The following is a 19,795-nucleotide window of genomic DNA, read 5'->3' as shown; positions in this document are numbered from 1 at the left end:
TAACAATTTTGTAAAGTACGGGAGTAAGAACTTAAGTACTAAAAATACTCCTTTACACATTTTACGATTTTAGCGATAATTTTACAAAAGAAACAGAACAATTGCGTATTTCTGTTCCAAGCTATAGTTTGGCCTGCCCTGATACATGGCTTAGCTAAATAAGTGAAATTATAAAATTCTGGGCACAGAGCAAAATGCTAAGTATGGGTAAAGATAAGTTTGTAGTTGTAGTAGTGGGACCAACGGCAGTAGGTAAAACAGACCTGTGCGTAAACCTGGCTGCTCATTTCAGTACAGAAGTTGTGTCCGCGGACTCGCGGCAGTTTTACAAGGAGATGCAAATTGGTACGGCCAAACCAACTATAGAAGAGCAGCAAGGCGTACCACACCATTTTGTAAACTCGCACTCGATAGCCGAAGAATACAATGCCGGTGCTTATGAACAGGATGCGTTACAGTTATTGAATACTCTTTTTAAGGAACACGATGTAGTTATAGTTACAGGTGGCTCCGGTTTGTATGTGCGGGCCCTGTGCGAAGGAATGGACGAAATGCCGGAAACCGACCCGGCCATACGGGCAAAACTAACGGCTAAACTGGAATCAGAAGGGTTGGAGCCATTAGTAAATCACCTAAAATCACTTGATCCTGAGTACTATAACCAGGTGGATAAAGCAAATCCGCAACGTGTGGTCCGGGCACTGGAAGTTTGCCTGTCGAGCGGGCAGCCTTATTCGTCGTTCCGTAAATGGGACAAAACTACACGGCCATTTAAAATTATAAAAATTGGTCTTACCCGCGACCGGCAGGAACTATACGACCGCATAGACCAACGCATGGACCAGATGTTGCAGCAAGGTTTACTGGAGGAAGCTAAAGCCCTGTACCCTTTCCGTACACATAATGCCTTGCAAACGGTAGGCTACAAAGAGATATTCGATTGCCTGGAAGGTAAATATGACTGGGAGGAAGCTGTAAGATTACTAAAACGCAACAGCCGGCGCTACGCCAAACGTCAGCTCACCTGGTTTACCAAGCATCCGGACGAATATACCTGGTTCCATCCGCAACAGTGGGAAGAGATAGTTAGCTTTATAGTTGGAAAGTTAAGAAGTTGAAGAGTTTGGGAGTTTAGGAGTTAGAGAGTTACAGGGGTAACGATTTAAGATTTTGGGCTAAGTTCTTGCGTTAGCTTTCCATTTTGCAGAGAGAAACTGTATACTTCAATCCATAAAAAAAGAAAGTCCTCACAGGTCTGCAAAACGCTGTGAGGACTTTCAACTTTCTAACTTATACTTTTCTAACTTTCTAACTTTCTAACTCATAAACTCTTTAACTCCTAAACTGACAATATGTCGATCATACGGCTAAAGTTGGGGTTAAGAGCTTTTGTTTTGGTGATAGTATCTATAAAGGGGGTATAAACCAGTTCTGAATTCATGATGCCGGCCATCTCACAGGCGCGGCCCTGCAATAACCCCTCAACGCAGGCAATGCCTAACTGGCTGGCCAGCATTCTGTCGGCAGCAGTTGGGGCGCCACCACGCTGTACGTGTCCCAGTATCGTTACACGGGCGTCCATCTGAGGTAATGCTTTTTGTACTTTTGCAGCTATTTCAACGGCAGTTCCTTCTTCATCGCCTTCAGCAACTATAACTATAAAAGACGTTTTAGACCTGCTCCAGCCTGTTTGCAGGGCATCTACCACTTTCTCTATAGTTGTTTTGGTCTCAGGAATCATCACAATTTCAGCACCTCCGCCAACAGCGCATGGTATGGCAATATAACCAGAGTCGCGGCCCATCACCTCCACAAAAAACACACGTTCGTGGCTATCTGCCGTGTCGCGTATTTTATCTATGGCGTATATGGCTGTGTTTACGGCTGTGTCATAACCAATGGTATAATCAGTGCCGTACAGGTCGTTATCTATCGTTCCCGGGGCGCCTATAGTTGGTATGCCGTACTCTTCATAAAAAGTATTGGCACCGGTAAAAGTACCGTCGCCGCCTATGGCTATTAAGCCCTCTATGCCAAATTTCTGTAACTGCTCGTAAGCCTGTTGTCTGCCTTCTTTGGTCGGAAAATCTTTACTACGGGCCGATTTTAAGATGGTACCGCCACGCTGAATAATGTTACTAACGGTAGATGACTCCATTTTAAAGATATCTCCTTTGATCATACCGTTGTAACCGCGCCTGATGCCGTAAATTTCCAGACCGTGATAAATTGCTGAGCGCACCACTGCACGCACGCAGGCGTTCATGCCTGGTGAGTCGCCTCCGGAGGTAAATACTGCTATCTTTTTCATTGAAATGTACTATGAGAATATAAAATTTTGATCCTGCGGGGTAATAATTGCTATACCCGTATAGGAATAAGCAAGTAACACAGAAGTGCAGGAAATTAAAAAAAATAAAAAACTTTATCTGTTAAATATAGAAAACCGTATGTAATAGCGGCATGCAAATCCACATGGTGGTCCGGGCTGTAGAAAAGCAGTGTAACTGTGAAAAAAAGTACAAAAGAACCCCAGATCGGGCAACTTAATAATTTTAATAAATAGGCAATCTATGTTTGGTTTTTTTGAAAGTGAAGAAACAAAAAAGTTAAAAAGCCACATCACAAACCTGGGAGCGCTGGCCAAAATAGATGGTCACATAGATCCGGCTGAAATAAACTTTATTATTGCTATTGGTACCAAACATGGCATGCGTGCCAGCGAAGTGAAAAATCTGCTGGCAGACAGCTCTAAAGTTTTGCCGCAACTACCCAGCAACGACTCCGAACGTTTCGACCAGATTTACGACATGGTGGAGATGATGCTGGCCGATGGTATAGTTGATGAGGCGGAGATGGATTTTTGTATACACATGGCTACGAGGCTCGGTTTTAAGAAGGCTGTGGTCGGCGTGCTGGTCCGTAAAATATCGACAGGCGTGAAAGATGGCCTTACCCGGGATCATATCAAAAAAGATGCCCAAGCATTTCTGAACTACTAGACTTACCCGTACATGCGGAGACTGATTGAAAGTAACAGGTTGCTTCTGTTGGTATATGCTTGCCTTTTGCTGTGCCTTGCTTCTTATTTTGTTATAAGGGAGCATCGCCTGCCGCATCTGCTCGAAAATAAAGTGCCCTTCCTGTTCCTGATCAGGATTTCTGCATTCTGGTTTGTTAGCCTGATGATTGCCTTGATTTTGTACCTGCTGCAGCTGAGCTGTAGTTACCTGTTGCTTAAAGAGCGCGACAAAGCGCTGGCAAGGCGGGCTGGATTTCTAACGTTCTGGCTGGGTGTGGCTGGAGTATCCGGCGTATCACTCCTCATTTTCCTTTTCAGGAGATACCCTGAATATTTCTACCTCTAACTATAGTTTAGTTCTGCTGCTCAGCGTTTTTGCATTGGAGTTTGCGCCAGGCAGTTTTCTGTTTCTCCCCTAAAGTATTCTGCAAACCAATAACGCTATAACCTGCTAAGGAAGCGGGAAAGCCTCTGCGCTGTCGGTTCCGTCTGTTTTAACCCCATCTTTACGGGTATTGGCTATCGTATCCAGTGCTTCGTGGGGTTGTTGGGTCTCTACCTGTTCCTGGGTAACTTCTTCGTTTTTAGGGCCGCAACTGCTGGCAAGCAGCAGCACCAGTGGCAAAGCTTTTGTTATCGTTTTCATCACGCTATATGTTCAATTAGATGCCTGGCAGCAGTTACAAAGGCCAGAAAACCGGTACAAGTAAAAGTATAACAGCCAGAAGCAGTAAGGTAAGCGGCGAACCTATCTTTATAAAATCCATAAAGCGGTATTTGCCGGGGCTGTAAACAAGTATACACGCCGGCTCAAAAGGCGTAACCAGCGATATGGAAGCTGACAGCATAATGGCAATGGCAAACGTTCTCGGGTCTGATTGCAGCTCGATAGCTGCCCGCAGAGCAACCGGAACTATAACCAGGGCTGCAGCCGCGTTAGACATAGGTTGTGTAAGAATAACCGTTAATACAACAAAGCCTGCCAGCACCGCCATTTTTCCGATCGGACCCATTATATCAACTATACCTTTGGCAAGCAGGTCGGCAGCACCCGAATTTTCCATGGCTGTACCAAAGGCTGTCATGCCACCTATCAGTATCAGCAGGCGCCAGTCAATAGCACCGTATGCTTTTTCGGTACTGATGCAACGAAACACAATACAGGCTATGGCTGCCATCAGAAATGCGATGGAGAGCGGAAGTATTTTGGTTGTCCCTAGAAGGATGGCCAGTAAAAAGACGGTAATGACAAGTGAGCCTTTCCGTTTCTTGAACAGCAATGGTTCAAATTCGTCGAGGAGCGCAACGTTGCTTGATGACCGGAGCTGATTTAAGCGTTCGGCCGCGCCCTGCACCAGCAGTATGTCGCCGAGTTGCAGGCTTATGCTTCCTATTTTAGAACGCAAGGTTTCACCATGGCGCGAAATAGCAATTACAACCAGTCCAAACCGCTGCAGAAAGTTAACTTCTTTCACCGTCTTGTTGATCAGGTTAGACTGCCGCGGAATCATAAGCTCGGCCAGGCGAATGCTTTCAGTCTGAAGGTCTTTTTCAAGGATCACATCTGCCATTATTTCAATGCCTTTCGTCTCCTTTACCTTCATCAGGTTGTCCAGATCTCCCTCTACCAACAGTACATCTTTTTCCTCAATACGCGTCCTGAAATCGGGCAGAAAGTTCTCATTATAACGGATAATATTCAGAATTCTGAAATGAAGGGCGGTAAGGTCCGAGGCGAAGACCAGTTGGCCAACCAGTGGCGAATCCTTCATTACAATGATCTCGGTGAGGTATTTCTGCAGTTTATATTCTTCGGTCAGCTCCTGGTCGGAGTTATCAGGTAACATGCGTTGGCCGATGGTCATCATATATATTATACCAACTATAAAAATAACCAACCCGATACCAGTGATCTCGAACATCCCGATTGGGTCCAAACCGGCTTTGGCTATGTAACCACTTACTGCTATGTTGGTTGAAGTGCCTATGAGGGTACAGGTTCCGCCAAGTATTGCTGCATACGCCAAGGGCATTAGCAATTTAGAGGCATTTACATTTATCCGTTTGCTCAGGCCTACCAGCGGGGTAATAAACATGGCAGTAACGGTGGTGTTATTCATAAATGCTGAAACCAGTCCTGTTATGAACATGATCGTAAACAGCATCAGGCCTCTACTTTTCTTGGCCAGCTCCGCCATCCGTACAATTGTGAAATCCAGGATACCGGTCTCTTCGAGGGCAGCACTTATAATAAAAACGGAGGCGATGATGATGATAAAATCACTGCTGAAGCCGGCAAAAGCCTCTTCGGGAGTAATAACGCGTGCACTTGCCAGCACAATCAAGAGAAGCAGCGTTACGATTTCAACGGAGAGTTTTTCCGTAGCAAACAGCACGATAGCTAGTACCAGAAGTGATAGCACAAGAGCAATTTCCATAAGTGCGTGTAAGGATTCGTGTAAGAATTAACGATATTGAGGTATGCAGTTTCGGCTTTTACGTTACTACTTATAAGCAGGTGGTGTTTTAGCAGAAAAAAAGCGATTTAAACTGCAATGAGTTGATTTCTATTGGTTTTTAATGATGAGTTTCGGGTGAAGCCGAGGGAACTTATATGTTCTATAACTTCTCTTTTGTCATTTCGAACATCGTGAGAAATCTATCTTGGCTTATAGTTGAAGTCTTTTACAATTCGAAACAAGCTTTTCTTTCATAGTTACTTCTAATTCTGGGAGCTCTAAGAGCCTATCGTTTCAATCCAGCTTTGGTGCCCTCACGGCCGGGAGGCCTCGTCTTTGGGCATCGTGCTGCTGCTTTCTTGCTATCCTCATGCCTCGGGCTGGCTGTGCCACCGCAACAAATCAAAGGCGCTCAACCCAAAGACTGAGAAGTTTCTCATAGCTCAAGTTATTGTTGATTTGAATCGGTAAGCTTCGAGATTTATCGTGGCTATAGTTCCGTAGGGACAGGTAAACCTGCCCTTATCATGCACTATAGAACTTTAGCGTAAACTATCGCTTTAGCAGAATTGTCCCCTTGAGGGGACTACAGGGGTGTTAAGACCCTAACTATAAAACTATAGGTACCAACTATAGCTATAGCAGCAATTCCCCTCTCGGGAGGGGTGGGTCAAAACACTGCCAATGAAACAGCATATCAAACTATAGCAAAGGCTTAAAGCTCCCCGCCTTAGACAAGGAGGGGTTAGGGGTGGTTGGGCCACGCCAACTATAAAACGACAACTTCAACTATAGTAACAGCCAAAACCCCTCTCCCCGCAAGAGCAGGTTAAAACCGCAACTATAAACCAAAGCATAAACTAACAGACAGTGTCAAAATTTGATAGGCCTTAACCCCTGAAAAAGCATGTATACTGAATGGATTGTTGCCGGAAACCTAACACTGCCGGCTGTAGCTCGTTTATAAAGGAAGTAAAACTAAACTAGCATAATACTATGGAAAGAAACGAGCATTATAACGACCGAAACTATAACCAGTTTGATGATTATGGTAGCCAGGGCAGAGGTAACGAAAGTTACAGCCAGCGCGGAAACTATTACGGCATACACGATAGTAACTATGGACATGGCAATGTACGCATGCAGCAACGCCCTGACTTTAACGATTTCAGCCAGGGGCCAGTAGGTGGGTACGGAGCCGGAAACTATAACGATAATTATAACCGCACACACCGTAACCGCGACGACCATTACCGCTACGGCGATGATAGCCACTTTAAGCAAAGCCACGGCTACAGCAGCGGAGACACCTACCGCACCAACGACTATAGAAGTGAAGAATACCGGAACAAGGACTACCGAAACCGCAGCAATGAAGGGCAGGATTACAGAAGCGGACTCCCTTATAGTTCTAATTACGATGTAGCCGGAAACCGCCGCTATGCCCGCCAGGAAAACAGCTACCAGAACCCGGGACACGGCAGACGCTACAGCGAATTCGGACAGGACGAGCGCCGCAACTATAGCCATGAACTAACCGATATCCATCACGACCGTGGCAGAATTCCTGATAGCTCAGAGAACGATTACAGAGGCGACATCAGACCATCGAATGCGTACGATTTTGATGAAGACAAGGAAGACTTCCGTTACAGCGGCCGTATAGTAGATGCCGGTTCAGACCGTGATACTTATGCCAGTGGCCTGTATTCTTCAAACCGGGCATATGTAAGCGACCATTCCGAGAGTGACAGTGATCGCTTTAATACCCGTTCAAACCGCAGCCGACGTTCCGGGCCCGACTATTCCAAGTCGTCGCCGATCACTGGATATAGCAACGAAAGCTTTGGCCTTTAAATAAGATGAACTACTAAATACGCCCGCAATTGAGTTGCGGGCGTATTTCTATTTGTTTGAAAATCTAAACCAGATGCGATGAAAAAAATCTACTACCTGATTTTGCTGATTTTAATGTGGCTGTATGGTTGCAAAACAGCCAGCCCCGCCGATCCGCAGACCGAAACAGAAACCATACTGGATGCTTACTGGATGTTGCTATCAATGGATGGGGAGAGCCCGCAGGCGCCCAATAACACCCATACAGCCTACCTTAGGTTACAGGAAAACGAGAATGATGTAAAAGGCTTTAGTGGCTGTAATAATTTTTTCGGGAAGTATACGCTTTCCGGAAGTTCGCTAACGTTCTCGAACCTGGGATCTACACGGATGATGTGCCCGGACATGGAGCAGGAAACCGAATTTATGCGGATGCTGGAGCGTGTGACCTCTTATAGTTTATCAGACAGAATTTTAACCCTTTATGAAGATAAGCAAGCCATCGCCACTTTCCGTACCGGTAACCCCGACGAAATAGAGAAGCGCTCGCCGGATGGCAAGATCATCATTAAAGAAATCGACTAAACGTTTATTTTGCTGATACCTGGCTGAAAGAAAACAGCATTTCGAGGCCGATCTGCAGGGCACGTTCCCTGTAGATTTCGGCTTGCTGTGCTGTGTTATCTGATGCTTTTGGGTCGTTGTAAGTAATAGCAATGCGTTTTCCCACACCTGGCACAAACGGGCAATTCTCGTCAGCATCAGAGCAGGTCATGATCGCGCAGAAATTCGATGCCGGGTTAGCTGCATCATCAAACCGTTTCGACCAGGCTTCTATAGTTGGTTCATCAAAACTATAGTTTACTTTATACTTTGGATTTACAGTAGCTTCGGATTTCTCTATCTCAAAACCAATTTCCTGCATGGCCTGTACGGCAGCTGGGTAAAAAGCCGTTGCCTCAGTGCCTCCGGAAAAAGTAGTTATATTGTTGATGTTATAGTTGGCAGCAGCGGCCTGTGCCCATAGTTGCGCCATGTGGCTACGGCGTGAGTTATGGGTACAGATGAACACTAAGCTTATAGTTTGTGCGGCTTCTTTTTTCGCTTTGATATAGTTTGCCAACTGCTTTAAAACCTCTTTTCGTTCTGCCGGGATTTCTGAAAAGGTGGCTTCAAGGGTTTTAGTGGTTTCGGCAAGTTTTGGTAGCAGGCTCATGCGGTTTCTTTGGTAAGGTTTTTTGTGTATAATTTTCGGCGCAGCCAGAAAGCCACATTTACTAGGGCAATAAGTGCCGGTACTTCCACTAACGGGCCTACCACACCAGCAAATGCCTGGCCGGAGTTAAGCCCAAACACCGCGATAGCCACCGCAATAGCCAGCTCAAAGTTGTTGCCGGCTGCCGTAAAAGCTACCGAAGCATTCTCTGAGTAATTGGCGCCGGCAGCCTTCCCAACTATAAAACTTACCAAAAACATGACGGCAAAGTAGATCACCAGCGGCACCGCAATGCGCAGCACATCAAACGGAATTGTTACAATCAGCTCACCTTTTAAACTGAACATTACCACTATAGTAAACAACAGCGCGATAAGGGTGATAGGGGAGATGGCAGGTAAGAATTTAGTTTGATACCATTCCTGTCCTTTCAGGGGCACTAGTATAACGCGACTCATCATACCCAACAGAAAAGGAATACCTAAGTAGATGGCGACGCTTTCGGCAATAACCGCAATCGAGATATCAACTATAGCGCCTTCGAAACCAAAAAACGGTGGCAGTATGGTAATGAACAACCATGCATAGAAGCTATACAGGAACACCTGAAAAATACTGTTAAGCGCAACCAGTCCGGCAGCATATTCGCGACTGCCGTCGGCCAGGTCATTCCAGACCAAAACCATGGCAATGCAACGTGCCAGGCCAATAAGAATAAGGCCTGTCATGTACTCCGGGTAGTCGCGCAGAAAGGTAATGGCCAAAACAAACATCAGCAGTGGCCCGATCACCCAGTTCAGCAGCAGCGACAACCCGATCACTTTTACATTCCCGAACACTTTTGGCAGCAACCTATAGTTTACCTTGGCGAGCGGGGGGTACATCATCAAGATCAGACCAACGGCGATCGGGATGTTGGTTGTACCGCTGGAGAGTGAGTTAATGTAGTAGGAACTATCAGGTAAAAAATAACCCATCGCCACACCGATCAGCATCGCTAAAAAGATCCAGAGCGTAAGGTAGCGGTCTAAAAAGCCTAGTTTTTTCCGGTTATGGGCTGGTGCGCAGTGTTCCATCGTTGGGTGTAAAGGTGTATTATAGTTTAGGTTTTGGTCACGTAATTTGCTGGCGCGAGCTTGCAGCTCGTGTCTTTTTATGGTGTTGAGTTTGAATTCAACCGGGCCAGTGGCCCAACTATAGTTTAGCACGAGCTGCAAGCTCGCGCCAGCAACTTATAAAACTATTAGCAGCACCCAGAGCCCGGAGCGCAGCAGGCAGCTTCAGCAGGTTTGTCGCCGTAAACTGTGATGCTGAAAATGCCGGTATTGCTCTCTCTGAACTGCTTTATGCCCTCCTCACTCAGGTAATCTTTCAGGATCTCATCTGGCAACTGTATCGCTTTCTCTTTCTGCACAACCACGTTCTCAAAACCAGCTTTGCGGATAATGTCCAGGTATTCTTCTTTCTGAATAGCGCCTGAAACACAACCGGCATACATCTCAGCATCATTCACCAGGCCGGCTGGCAAGTCGCCTGCCAATACCACATCCGAAATGCTGAAATGGCCACCCGGCTTCAATACACGATACGTTTCGGCAAAGGCTTTCTGCTTATTCGGTACCAGGTTTAATACACAGTTACTGATCACCACATCAACGCGATTGGCAGCTAAAGGCAGGTCCTCAATCTCGCCCTGGCGGAACTCCACGTTATTAAAGTTCAGCTTTTCGGCATTGTCGCGGGCTTTGGCGATCATGGCTTCCGTCATATCTACCCCGATCACCTTACCGGTTTCGCCAACTATAGCGCGGGCTACAAAGCAGTCGTTACCGGCACCCGAACCTAAATCCAGCACCACATCGCCTTTTTTGATCTGTGCAAACTCGGTAGGTACGCCGCATCCTAAACCCAAATCAGCATCCGGGTTATAGCCTTCGAGCTCGGTATAGTTATCAGCAAAAATGGCGTAGTCTACGGTGCCGCAGCCAGTGGCGCCACAACACGATGCTTCGTTTTGCTCTTTGCTTTGTAGGGCAATCTCACTGTACTTGTCCTTTACTATTTTCTTTAATTCTTCTGCGTTATTCATGGTCTTCAAAATTAAGTTTTATCGGTATTTTACGATCAATCAGATCAAATTTTTTAACAGCAGCTGGTGCCGCATGAAGTATAGCTGGCAAACATTTTCTGCATCAGCAACTGGGCGTGTTTCCAGGCGTTCTCATCAATACAGTAGCACACTTTTTTGCCGTCAATGTCGCCTTTTATCAGCCCAGCTTCTTTCAGTTCTTTTAAATGCTGCGATACTGTAGACTGCGACAGCGGAAGCTCATCCACTATATCGCCGCAGATGCATGAACTGCGCTCCAGCAAAATGCGCAGAATGGCCACCCGTGCCGGGTGAGCCAGTGCTTTGGCGTAGGCTGCCAGCGTTAGGTCTGCTGCTTTAAAGGCTTCAGTCTTAGTTATTCCCATTGCATCTCTTTCTTATTGTAATATTACGATGATAGAAATAAATAGTAAAGCAAATTCGAAAATATTTTTCCGGAGCTGGCGGAAAGTAACCTATAACTTATAGCAGCAACTGCGTAGACCAAGCTTAACACGCACCGCTATATGCAGCAGGAAACTATAATCGGAGTTGATATTGGAACAACCAGCACCAAGGCAGTTGCTTTTGGTATAGATGGCAAGCTGCTGTTTCAGTATGCCGTGGAGTATCCGATCTATAGTTCACAACCAAGTTATGCCGAGCAGGACCCGGAGCAGATTTTTGAGGTGGTGCTGCAAACCCTCCAGGTTATAGTGGAGAAGCTGAGGCTGGCAGGTTATAGTTTGACCGGCGTAAGTTTTAGTAGCGCCATGCATAGTTTAATTGTGCTGGATGCGGAAAATAACCTGCTTACCAATAGCATTACCTGGGCCGATACCCGCAGCAAAATACAGGCAGAAAAATTAAAGCAAAGCGAAGCCGGCTATGAAATTTACCTGCACACTGGTACGCCTATTCACCCGATGTCGGTGTTGCCCAAACTAGTTTGGCTCCGCGAACAAAGGCCGGAGCTGTTTGCCAGAGCGACCCGTTTTATAGGCATAAAAGAGTATGTATGGTACAAGCTTTTCGGGGAGTTTATAGTTGATTATTCGGTGGCTTCTGCAACGGGGCTTTTTAATATTTTCGACCTGACATGGCACCAGCCTTCGCTGCAGGTTGCCGGCATATCACCCCAGCAATTATCAGATCCGGTACCTGTTACACACAGCAACTATAAACTCAGACCAGTCTACAAAACCCGGCTAAATCTGCCCGACAATATTCCGTTTATTGTTGGTGCGAACGATGGCTGCCTGGCAAATTTAGGATCTAACGCTATGGATGACGGGCACATCACCATTACAATAGGTACAAGTGGAGCTGTGCGTGTTATGGCCAAACAACCTGCCACCGACAAACTGCAACGCATTTTCAGTTACATACTCACCCCGGAACATTATGTGCTGGGCGGCGCTGTAAATAATGGGGGAGTGGTGCTGCAATGGTTCCGGGATACCTTTTACAGTTCTGAAACGGCTACTGCTAAAAGTCACAACAAAGATCCATATGCATTGCTCTGCAACGAAGCTGCCACGGTACCTGCTGGTGCCGATGGCTTGTTATTCCTGCCTTACTTGCTGGGCGAACGAGCACCGGTTTGGGATGCCAGTGCAAGCGCCTGTTTTATTGGCATTCGGCCTGGCCACACGCGGGCGCATTTCGTTCGGGCACTACTGGAAGGCATTACATTTAACATGTATAGTGTAACTAAAGCGCTCGAGCAGGTAACAGGTTCTGTTAGTAAGGTATTTGCCAACGGTGGTTTATCCCGGTCAGAGCTATGGGTGCAGATGCTAGCCGATGTTTTTAACAAAGAAGTTTGCCTGACCGAAACCTACGAAAGTTCTGCTTTTGGCGCAGCTATAGTTGGCTTATATGCTTTAGGTAAAATAGAAAAGCTGGAAGATGCGGCCCAACTTGTAACTATAACCAAAACCTACACACCCAACACTAACAACCACCTGCGCTATCAGAAAAGTTATAGAGTTTTCGAGGACCTGTATCCGACACTGAAAAGTACTTTCAGCCAGCTGGATGACCTGAGAAATGAACCATAGCACCGTATTGCGAGTAAGATTTATAGTTGAATTTAAATTGAAATAGTATGCAGATAGGACTGATCGGGTTAGGTAAAATGGGCTATAACCTGGCCCTGAATCTCCGTGACCACCAACACCAGGTTGTTGCTTACGACATTAATCCTGAAACGATGGATAAAGCGGAGGCTGAAGGAATACTACCGGCCTACACCATACCCGAAGTTGCTCAGAAACTGACAGGTCGGAAGGCGATCTGGATAATGGTGCCCGCCGGCGAGCCTGTAGATGCTGTGATAACGCAACTGCTGCCCCATCTGCAACCCAACGACATTATTATTGATGGCGGTAACTCCAACTTTAAACAAACTATAGTTCGGGCAGAGCAACTTAAAAATCAGCAGATACATTTACTGGACTGCGGCACCAGCGGCGGACTAAGTGGTGCACGAAACGGAGCCTGTACCATGGTAGGCGGCGACCCGGATGCTTTTGCCTATGTAGAGCAGATTTTCAGGGATATTTCGGTGGAGAAAGGTTATTTGTATACAGGCAAATCGGGGAGCGGGCATTTTGTGAAGATGGTGCACAACGGGGTAGAATATGGCATGATGCAGGCCATTGCCGAAGGCTTCGAAGTACTTCATAAAAGCGATTTCGGGCTGGATTATAAAGAAGTGGCGCGTGTCTGGAACCATGGCTCAGTGTTGCGCAGCTGGCTGATGGAACTGGTAGAGAATGCTTTCAGCAAAGACCCCGACCTGTCAACTATAAAAGGCATCATGCACTCGTCCGGGGAAGGAAAGTGGACGTTAGAAACTGCCCTGGATATGCAGGTGCCGACGCCGGTCATTGCTCTTTCAGTGTTAATGCGCTACCGCTCTTACGAAGCAGATACATTCTCCGGGAAAGTGGTAGCAGCTTTGCGCAACGAGTTTGGAGGCCACAAAGTAGAGAAATCGGAGTAAAGGATGGTTAAAAGCTAAAAGCCCCGAAAATGCCGAGGTTTATAGTTGTCATCGACAGTTTATAGTTGGTTGATCTGCCTTGCGCGTCTGTAAATTTAAATTCAGGCCTGGTGGAAAGGATACCGGTTTCGAAACCCAGTTCAAACTTATCAAAATTGGCAAAAAGGCCGGTGCTTGCCCCATATGCAAAAGCAGTATTTTTATCGGCAGCTTGGGCTATAGTTCCATACGTAGTTTCGACGTGTAAAGAGGCTGAGCGATTCAAGGCGGCACCCGCCGAGCCTTTTACAAAAAAGTAACCATCCGTTAAATTAAACCGGTATTCCGCATCTGCGAGCGTAAACACGGATTGCCATGGTCTGCTCTTTTTACTTAATACCAGTTCGTCATTCTCCTCAGCAAATTTGTCAAGGTCCATGGCATTTATGCGCAGGCCTAAAGTAGCTCCGCCATATAAATTTCTGCCTATAGCTTTTGCGTAACTAACCTGCATCAGTGGGCCCGACATAGCGAAAGGTGTATAGGTGTCTTCAAAATCAGAACTCTGGAAATCACCTTTTGGAAAGGCACCCCCAAAATAAACTCTTATTTGAGAAGTGTGAGCAGAAGAATCTGATTGTGCCGTTGCCTTAAAAACTATAAAAAAGAGCAGCAGGTAAAGAAATGTTGTTTTCATACGGAGCAGCATCAGAAGGTATACTCATAGTTAAAGGTCTTGCCCGGAGCCAATGTAATCACCTCCTCGGTTACAGTCTCAACTCCGCTTTTTCGTTTAGTGGTCCGGATGATAACCGGCTGGTTCGCAGCTATAGGAATGATTTGTTTTGTATCTGAGGTGTACCAGGATACAACAGTAGTGCAGGGAGCATCAGATAAAAATTCTGTCCACATAAAGTCATCTTGTTGTTTGGCCTGCAGGTTATTTGCCTGGATCTCTACAAATGCTTTCTGCGGAAGTAAATAGTCAAAAGTTATAGTTGTGTCGCGTTTCAGGTCGTATGTTCTCAGCAAAATATTGCCCCCTGAGCAGTTAAGGTAGTTTTCGAGGTTAATATGCGCCTTTACTGTAAAAGAGCCATTATCTGGATAAGTACTGGGCAATTCATCATCGCGCAGCAAAAAGCGGAGCTCATAATTGCCGCTGGCATCGGTTGTGGTTATAGCTTTACGACGTCTGATGCTGGAAAACATGTCGCCTTCGTGCCATTGTACCTCCAGTTTTACACCAGCCAGTGGTTTGGTTCGGCCATCGGTAGTAAGGGTGCCTTTGATGACAGTGCAAGAGCCGGGGCAATTTTTACTGATAAAATCGTCGGTTTGAGTATGGCAACTGCTTAATAAGAGTGCAATCAAAGCCAGAAGGCAAAGCAAAGAAGTTTTCATAGGGAGTTATGAACTGGCATTACCCTTGAAATATAGCCTTTTCTAAATAGTAATACAAAACTATAGTTGCTTCTTCAGCAGGTCTTTATGTTGTTCATTTTTAGAAATATACTTCGCCACAACCGGGCAGGTGGCAGTTACCAGCAGCCCATTGTCCCGGGCAAAGCAAAGCCCTTCCTCTATCAGTTGCTGGGCAATGCCTTTCCCACGCGCCGACTCGGGTACGTAGGTATGGGTAAAATCTATTTCTTTCTCTGATGGTTTGGCGTACGCCAGTTCTGCTTCTTCGTCGCCTTCCAGGGTTGCTGTAAACTGCTGGTATTTTTCTTCGTGTACGATCTTTACATCCATAATTAAGTAGTTTAGAGATGTAGATTTACGCATCAGCCGAGTTTTAGATAAACCGGTAACTATAGAACGAACCTGTTTAGGGTTTTAAAACCGAAGAGGATGCCCTTGCCGCGTGTTTTCACCAGCAAGCACCTTCGGTGAAAGTATAGTTGTTGGCGAAGACACCAACAACGGCGGGAGTCATGCAAAAGCTGCTAAATTGCTGTTTCGAACATCTGTGTCCGAAGTTTAGTCTGATGCGGACTTCTTGGTCCGCGTTTTCCGCATCTCGGAGATTAGGAAATCCCCGGCAGGTAGCTTTCGGACTTGGAAGTCCGAAAGAGCGTTATTACGCAGTAGATATTTTTTAGATAAGCCGGTAGCTATAGAACTATAGTTATGCCAGGATCATTTTAATGTGGTCAATGCCATCCTCGTCGTATACATCGCTGCTCTGCACAAAACCGAAGCTCTCGTAAAACTTTTTAGCGTATAGTTGCGCCCCAATTTTTATCGGTCCGTTCCCGAAAAGCCTGCGGCATTCTTCAATCGAAAAATCTACCAACAGTTTGCCCATACCCGTGCCACGCACTGCCATACTGGTTACTATCCGGCCTATCGATATTTCAGGGTAACTAATGCCGGGAGGCACCAGGCGCGAACAGGCAACTATAGTTTGGTCATCGTAAAATAACAAATGGTAACATTGCTGGTCCTTGTCATCCAAATCCAAGAAAACGCAGTTTTGTTCTACTACAAATACATCGCTGCGCAAACGTAGCATGTCGTATAGTTCGGTGTTGGTCAGGTCGGTGAAGTGTTTGCAGATCTTGGTAAGCGCCATTGGTTATAGTTTATCGGAGTGCAAAGATAAGGCCTTTCCCGTTTTCAGCAGAGGGTTTGTTTACTTAATGTAAATCCTGCTGTCTTAACTTTGCCTATCATGTTTAGCGGTAGCAGCTACCAGGTATGCCTCAAACTATAGCCTGCTAACAAAGCACGTACTGCCTTGCTCCGGACATAGCTTAAACAGCCCGGAATCGTGGGTTTTGGCTGATTTTTAGAGTTTAACCAGAAACTATAGCTATATAGAGCAATAGCTTTCTTGCGCCTTACGTATGATACCTATATGACCCTTAGCCAATTCAATACACACTCTTCAGCAGCAAGGCTTGAAATTATCTGGGAGCTCGGCAATTTCCTGGCTTTCCGTGGCAGGCGAGGGTACCGGATTGCGCTTTACGATGTAGGTAGTTTTTTTGCAGAGATCTGGTATAATCCCAAAACAGAATACATAAGCCTGGTGCGTGGCTACGAAAGCAAAAGAGCACTGGAGCCTTATATCTCCCAGATAAATCTGGTAGAAATGTTTGACCTGTAATTTTAATTGCCGAGCACTACCTTCAATTCAATATTCGTCCAACTTTTGAAATCAGCGCATCTGCACTGTAGCAGTAATTATATGCCCCTATATCAGCTTAAGCATACTTTGTAAAGAATAGTACTTAACCGCAAAAGCGTTAGAAAAATAATTTGCAGAAATTAAAGATGGTAATTTGTTTTGTTTTAGGTTAATCCTTGTAATTTCATGGTAAACGTAGTCAATTACCTATGGGTGCATCAAAAAATACAAGAATAGTTACTGAGGTATTAAAGAACGATTTTGTCACTATTCTGCTGGATGACTCTAATATCCTGATCATCAAATGGGAACGGCAAATAGACTTTGAAGAGCGTAAAGAAATATTCCTGTGGGGGTTAAAATATTCTGTCGGGAATAATGTAAAAAACTGGCTCATAGATGATGAGGAAATCTATATTATCACCTCGCAGGAGCGGGAATGGGTGGAGAACAGTTGGCCTCCATTGGCGGCGGAAGCCGACATAAAGAAAATAGCGGTGTATTTACCCGAAGATTTCAGTAGCACACAGCTTACCTTAACTGATTTTACCGAACGTGCACAATCTCATTATGAACGCTTGGGTGTAACACAACACGAAGTCTTTACCGACTACGATACTGCTTTGGTCTGGCTCAGGTCATAACTCTAGATCATATAAAAGCAAAACTATAGTTGCTGTTTATAAGCAAAAGGCCCTGCAAACGTCAGTCTGCAGGGCCTTTTTATAGGTTAGGTTTGCTATTTCTTTGAGCTCTCCGAAGGAACCGGGAAACCACGGTCACGCATCAGGGCATCAATTTTAGCATCACGGCCACGGAATAATCTGTACGCCTCGGCAGGGTCCATAGAGTTGCGTGGGGCAAACAGGTATTTCACCAGTTTTGCAGCCACTTCTTTATCATAGAATCCGCCTGGTGCTTCTTCAAAGGCTTCAGAAGCATCAGAAGTCAACACATCAGCCCACAGGTAACCATAGTAGCCAGTTGCATAACCTTCGCCAGAGAATACGTGTCCGAAGTGTGGCGTACGGTGACGCATCACTACTTCTTTCGGCATCTTCATGGCAGCAAGTGTTTCACGTTCAAACTTATCAGGGTCTAAGCCGTTCGGGTCAGCCAGGTGCAGTTTCATGTCCATGATAGCAGAAGCCAGGTACTCTGTCGTTTCAAAACCCTGGTTAAATGTAGCTGCTTTCTTGATCTTAGCTACCAGGTCGGCAGGCATCGGCTTGCCTGTTTCGTGGTGCTTCAGGAACTGGTTGATCACCTTATCAGTAGATAACCAACGCTCCAGTAACTGCGACTGGAACTCGGTGTAATCTCTTACGCCACTGTTAAGGGTCGGGTATTTTACGTTAGCAGACAGGAAGTGCAGCGCATGGCCAAACTCGTGGAAGAACGTAGTCGCATCATCCCATGATACCAGCACAGGCTCGCCCGGTGCAGGCTTTACAAAGTTTGAGTTGTTTGATGCCAATACTGTTTTCTTGCCATCAAAAGTTGTGTGTGCACGGTAAGTTGTCGCCCAGGCACCTGAGCGCTTGCCCTGGCGTGCAAACGGATCTAAATACCAAAGCCCGATATGCTCGCCGGTCGTTTTATCGGTTACTTCCCATACTTTCACATCCTCCTGGAAAACAGGAACTTTTCCTTCCTCTACTGGGGTAAATTTAAAGTTGAACAACTCGCCTGCTGTAAAGAACATCGCTTGCGTCAGGTTGCCCAGTTCCAGGTACTGCTTTACTTCGTCAGAGTTCAGGTCATACTTCTGCTTGCGCACTTTCTCGGCGTAGTAGCGGTAATCCCAGGGAGCTATCGTTATCTTGGTTTTGCTGGTAGCGTTGGCTACTTTCTGCATATCAGCTACTTCTTCCTTCACGCGGGCAATGGCAGCAGGCCAAACGGCATTCATCAGGGCCATAGCGTTTTCAGGGTTTTTTGCCATACGGTTTTGCAGGCGCCATTCCGCATAGTTGTCGTAGCCCATCAGCTTCACGCGTTCATTACGCAGCTTCAGTATTTTGGCTATGTTCTGGTTGTTGTCAGTTGCATCACCGTTATCGCCACGCGAGTAGTAGGTATTCCATACTTTTTCACGCAGGGCACGCTCATCCGAATAGGTCAGGAACTGGTCCATAGATGAACGGGTATTCAGCACGGCATATTTGCCTTCCTGTCCGCGGTCAGCCGCAGCTTTAGCTGCCGATTTTACAAACGACTCCGGTAAGCCTTTCAGCTGGTCTTTGGTAAGGTAGGTTACATAGTTCTCTTCATCGGCCAGGGTGTTATTTCCGAAGGCAGTATACAGCGACGAAAGCTCTTTGTTGATCTCAGCATAACGCTTCTTTGCTTCCGGGCTCAGGTCGGCACCTTCCATGGCAAAGTTCTCATACACTAACTGTACTACACGCTGCTGGTCTGCCGGTAATGGGTTTTTCTGGGCGTTATCGTAAACTGTTTTTATGCGCTGAAACAGTTTTTCGTTCTGAGATATCTTAGAGCTAAACTCTGATATTTTAGGCGCCATTTCAGCCTGTATTGCTCTGAACTCCGGAGACGATACGTTGCTGCTCCAGATGCCATAGTAGGTAAAAGCTCTGTTCAGTTCTTCGCCGGCACGTTCCATGGCTTCGATCGTATTCTCGAAAGTAGCAGGAGCGGGGTTGTTGGCAATTGCCTCTATCTCAGCCAGGTTAAGGGCCATGCCTTTTTCCATTGCCGGCTTCAGGTCTGCCAGGCTCATCTTATCGAAGGCTGGTACGCCACCGTAAGGTCCTGTCCACTCCTTTAAAAGTGGGTTGGTTTCCGCTTTCTTCTGTTCCATAGCAGTAGTGTTTTGCTGCGATTGCTGCGTGGTGGTAGAGGTGCAGCTTGCCAGGGCGAGCACAGCCGCCAGACCGGTTACCTTTCCGGTTCTCAATATCTTGTTAGTCATAAATAGTAGAAAGTAAGTGTAGCCGAGCACCCGCAGGTACTCTGTAATTCAGCACAAGTTACAAAAAACGCGCAGAATTGTTTCGTCATCAGCATGTATGTGTAACAATGAAC

21 protein-coding genes are annotated in these 19,795 nt (G+C 46.1%); 9 read left to right on the top strand and 12 right to left on the bottom strand.

Going from position 1 to position 19,795, the window contains the following annotated elements; translation table 11 throughout:
* The first annotated feature begins 203 nt into the window (after window positions 1-203).
* On the top strand, window positions 204-1,118 hold the full coding sequence (gene miaA / locus KYK27_RS00870; RefSeq protein ID WP_199108187.1) for a tRNA (adenosine(37)-N6)-dimethylallyltransferase MiaA: 915 nt from the start codon (window positions 204-206) through the stop codon (window positions 1,116-1,118).
* 221 nt (window positions 1,119-1,339) lie between these two features.
* Here miaA and pfkA read toward each other — a convergent pair whose 3' ends face one another.
* The gene (gene pfkA / locus KYK27_RS00865) at window positions 1,340-2,311 is read right to left on the bottom strand and encodes a 6-phosphofructokinase (protein ID WP_199108186.1); all 972 of its coding nucleotides are present in this window, start codon (window positions 2,309-2,311) and stop codon (window positions 1,340-1,342) included.
* Window positions 2,312-2,573: 262 nt separating this feature from the next.
* On the opposite strand from pfkA, the gene KYK27_RS00860 reads away from it, so the two are divergent.
* On the top strand, window positions 2,574-3,002 hold the full coding sequence (locus tag KYK27_RS00860; RefSeq protein ID WP_162427252.1) for a TerB family tellurite resistance protein: 429 nt from the start codon (window positions 2,574-2,576) through the stop codon (window positions 3,000-3,002).
* 12 nt (window positions 3,003-3,014) lie between these two features.
* Entirely contained in the window at window positions 3,015-3,368 is a 354-nt protein-coding gene (locus KYK27_RS00855; protein WP_199108185.1) for a hypothetical protein, read from the top strand.
* Between the two features lie 105 nt (window positions 3,369-3,473).
* On the opposite strand, the gene KYK27_RS00850 is transcribed toward KYK27_RS00855, so the two are convergent.
* Entirely contained in the window at window positions 3,474-3,668 is a 195-nt protein-coding gene (locus KYK27_RS00850; protein WP_199108184.1) for a hypothetical protein, read from the bottom strand.
* 34 nt (window positions 3,669-3,702) lie between these two features.
* Entirely contained in the window at window positions 3,703-5,460 is a 1,758-nt protein-coding gene (locus KYK27_RS00845; protein WP_199108183.1) for an SLC13 family permease, read from the bottom strand.
* A gap of 1,017 nt (window positions 5,461-6,477) precedes the next feature.
* On the opposite strand from KYK27_RS00845, the gene KYK27_RS00840 reads away from it, so the two are divergent.
* A complete protein-coding gene (locus KYK27_RS00840; RefSeq protein ID WP_199108182.1) occupies window positions 6,478-7,338 on the top strand; it encodes a hypothetical protein in 861 nt (286 codons plus the stop codon).
* 78 nt (window positions 7,339-7,416) lie between these two features.
* Entirely contained in the window at window positions 7,417-7,902 is a 486-nt protein-coding gene (locus KYK27_RS00835) for an META domain-containing protein (protein ID WP_199108181.1), read from the top strand.
* A 4-nt stretch (window positions 7,903-7,906) separates the two neighbouring features.
* Here the strand turns inward: KYK27_RS00835 and KYK27_RS00830 are convergent, their stop codons facing one another.
* From KYK27_RS00830 to KYK27_RS00815, 4 genes are all read right to left on the bottom strand, one after another.
* Window positions 7,907-8,533: a protein-tyrosine-phosphatase gene (locus KYK27_RS00830; protein ID WP_199108180.1), complete on the bottom strand. Its 627-nt coding sequence runs from the start codon at window positions 8,531-8,533 to the stop codon at window positions 7,907-7,909.
* Window positions 8,530-9,609 carry an ACR3 family arsenite efflux transporter gene (gene arsB, locus KYK27_RS00825; RefSeq protein WP_199108179.1) on the bottom strand — a complete coding sequence of 360 codons (1,080 nt, stop codon included), beginning with the start codon at window positions 9,607-9,609 and terminating at the stop codon, window positions 8,530-8,532. The genes KYK27_RS00830 and arsB overlap by 4 nt, the downstream gene beginning before the upstream one ends.
* A 167-nt stretch (window positions 9,610-9,776) precedes the next feature.
* Window positions 9,777-10,622: an arsenite methyltransferase gene (locus tag KYK27_RS00820; protein ID WP_199108178.1), complete on the bottom strand. Its 846-nt coding sequence runs from the start codon at window positions 10,620-10,622 to the stop codon at window positions 9,777-9,779.
* Window positions 10,623-10,675: 53 nt separating this feature from the next.
* Window positions 10,676-11,008, bottom strand: a complete 333-nt coding sequence (locus KYK27_RS00815) for an ArsR/SmtB family transcription factor (RefSeq protein WP_199108177.1) — start codon at window positions 11,006-11,008, stop codon at window positions 10,676-10,678.
* Between the two features lie 141 nt (window positions 11,009-11,149).
* On the opposite strand from KYK27_RS00815, the gene KYK27_RS00810 reads away from it, so the two are divergent.
* Window positions 11,150-12,685, top strand: a complete 1,536-nt coding sequence (locus KYK27_RS00810; RefSeq protein ID WP_199108176.1) for a gluconokinase — start codon at window positions 11,150-11,152, stop codon at window positions 12,683-12,685.
* 47 nt (window positions 12,686-12,732) lie between these two features.
* Window positions 12,733-13,632, top strand: coding sequence for a phosphogluconate dehydrogenase (NAD(+)-dependent, decarboxylating) (gnd, locus tag KYK27_RS00805; RefSeq protein WP_199108175.1), 900 nt, complete (start codon window positions 12,733-12,735; stop codon window positions 13,630-13,632).
* A gap of 7 nt (window positions 13,633-13,639) precedes the next feature.
* On the opposite strand, the gene KYK27_RS00800 is transcribed toward gnd, so the two are convergent.
* From KYK27_RS00800 to KYK27_RS00785, 4 genes are all read right to left on the bottom strand, one after another.
* Complete coding sequence (locus KYK27_RS00800) at window positions 13,640-14,308, bottom strand: hypothetical protein (protein ID WP_199108174.1); 669 nt, start codon at window positions 14,306-14,308, stop codon at window positions 13,640-13,642.
* Window positions 14,309-14,319: 11 nt separating this feature from the next.
* Entirely contained in the window at window positions 14,320-15,015 is a 696-nt protein-coding gene (locus KYK27_RS00795; protein WP_199108173.1) for a hypothetical protein, read from the bottom strand.
* A 60-nt stretch (window positions 15,016-15,075) separates the two neighbouring features.
* Window positions 15,076-15,366 (bottom strand): GNAT family N-acetyltransferase, encoded by a 291-nt coding sequence (locus KYK27_RS00790; RefSeq protein WP_199108172.1) that lies wholly within the window; start codon window positions 15,364-15,366, stop codon window positions 15,076-15,078.
* A 376-nt stretch (window positions 15,367-15,742) separates the two neighbouring features.
* Complete coding sequence (locus KYK27_RS00785) at window positions 15,743-16,189, bottom strand: GNAT family N-acetyltransferase (RefSeq protein WP_199108171.1); 447 nt, start codon at window positions 16,187-16,189, stop codon at window positions 15,743-15,745.
* A gap of 285 nt (window positions 16,190-16,474) precedes the next feature.
* Between KYK27_RS00785 and KYK27_RS00780 the strand changes: the two genes are divergently transcribed.
* Window positions 16,475-16,726: a hypothetical protein gene (locus tag KYK27_RS00780; protein WP_199108170.1), complete on the top strand. Its 252-nt coding sequence runs from the start codon at window positions 16,475-16,477 to the stop codon at window positions 16,724-16,726.
* 230 nt (window positions 16,727-16,956) lie between these two features.
* Window positions 16,957-17,391: a hypothetical protein gene (locus KYK27_RS00775; RefSeq protein ID WP_199108169.1), complete on the top strand. Its 435-nt coding sequence runs from the start codon at window positions 16,957-16,959 to the stop codon at window positions 17,389-17,391.
* A gap of 95 nt (window positions 17,392-17,486) precedes the next feature.
* Here the strand turns inward: KYK27_RS00775 and KYK27_RS00770 are convergent, their stop codons facing one another.
* Window positions 17,487-19,682 carry a M3 family metallopeptidase gene (locus KYK27_RS00770; RefSeq protein WP_199108168.1) on the bottom strand — a complete coding sequence of 732 codons (2,196 nt, stop codon included), beginning with the start codon at window positions 19,680-19,682 and terminating at the stop codon, window positions 17,487-17,489.
* Window positions 19,683-19,795: the final 113 nt, after the last annotated feature.

This window comes from Pontibacter populi, from assembly GCF_019336435.1.
GTDB classification, from domain to species: Bacteria; Bacteroidota; Bacteroidia; order Cytophagales; family Hymenobacteraceae; genus Pontibacter; species Pontibacter humidus.
The sequence above is the reverse complement of the archived record's forward strand: the minus strand, read 5'-3'. Positions and strand labels throughout refer to the sequence as shown.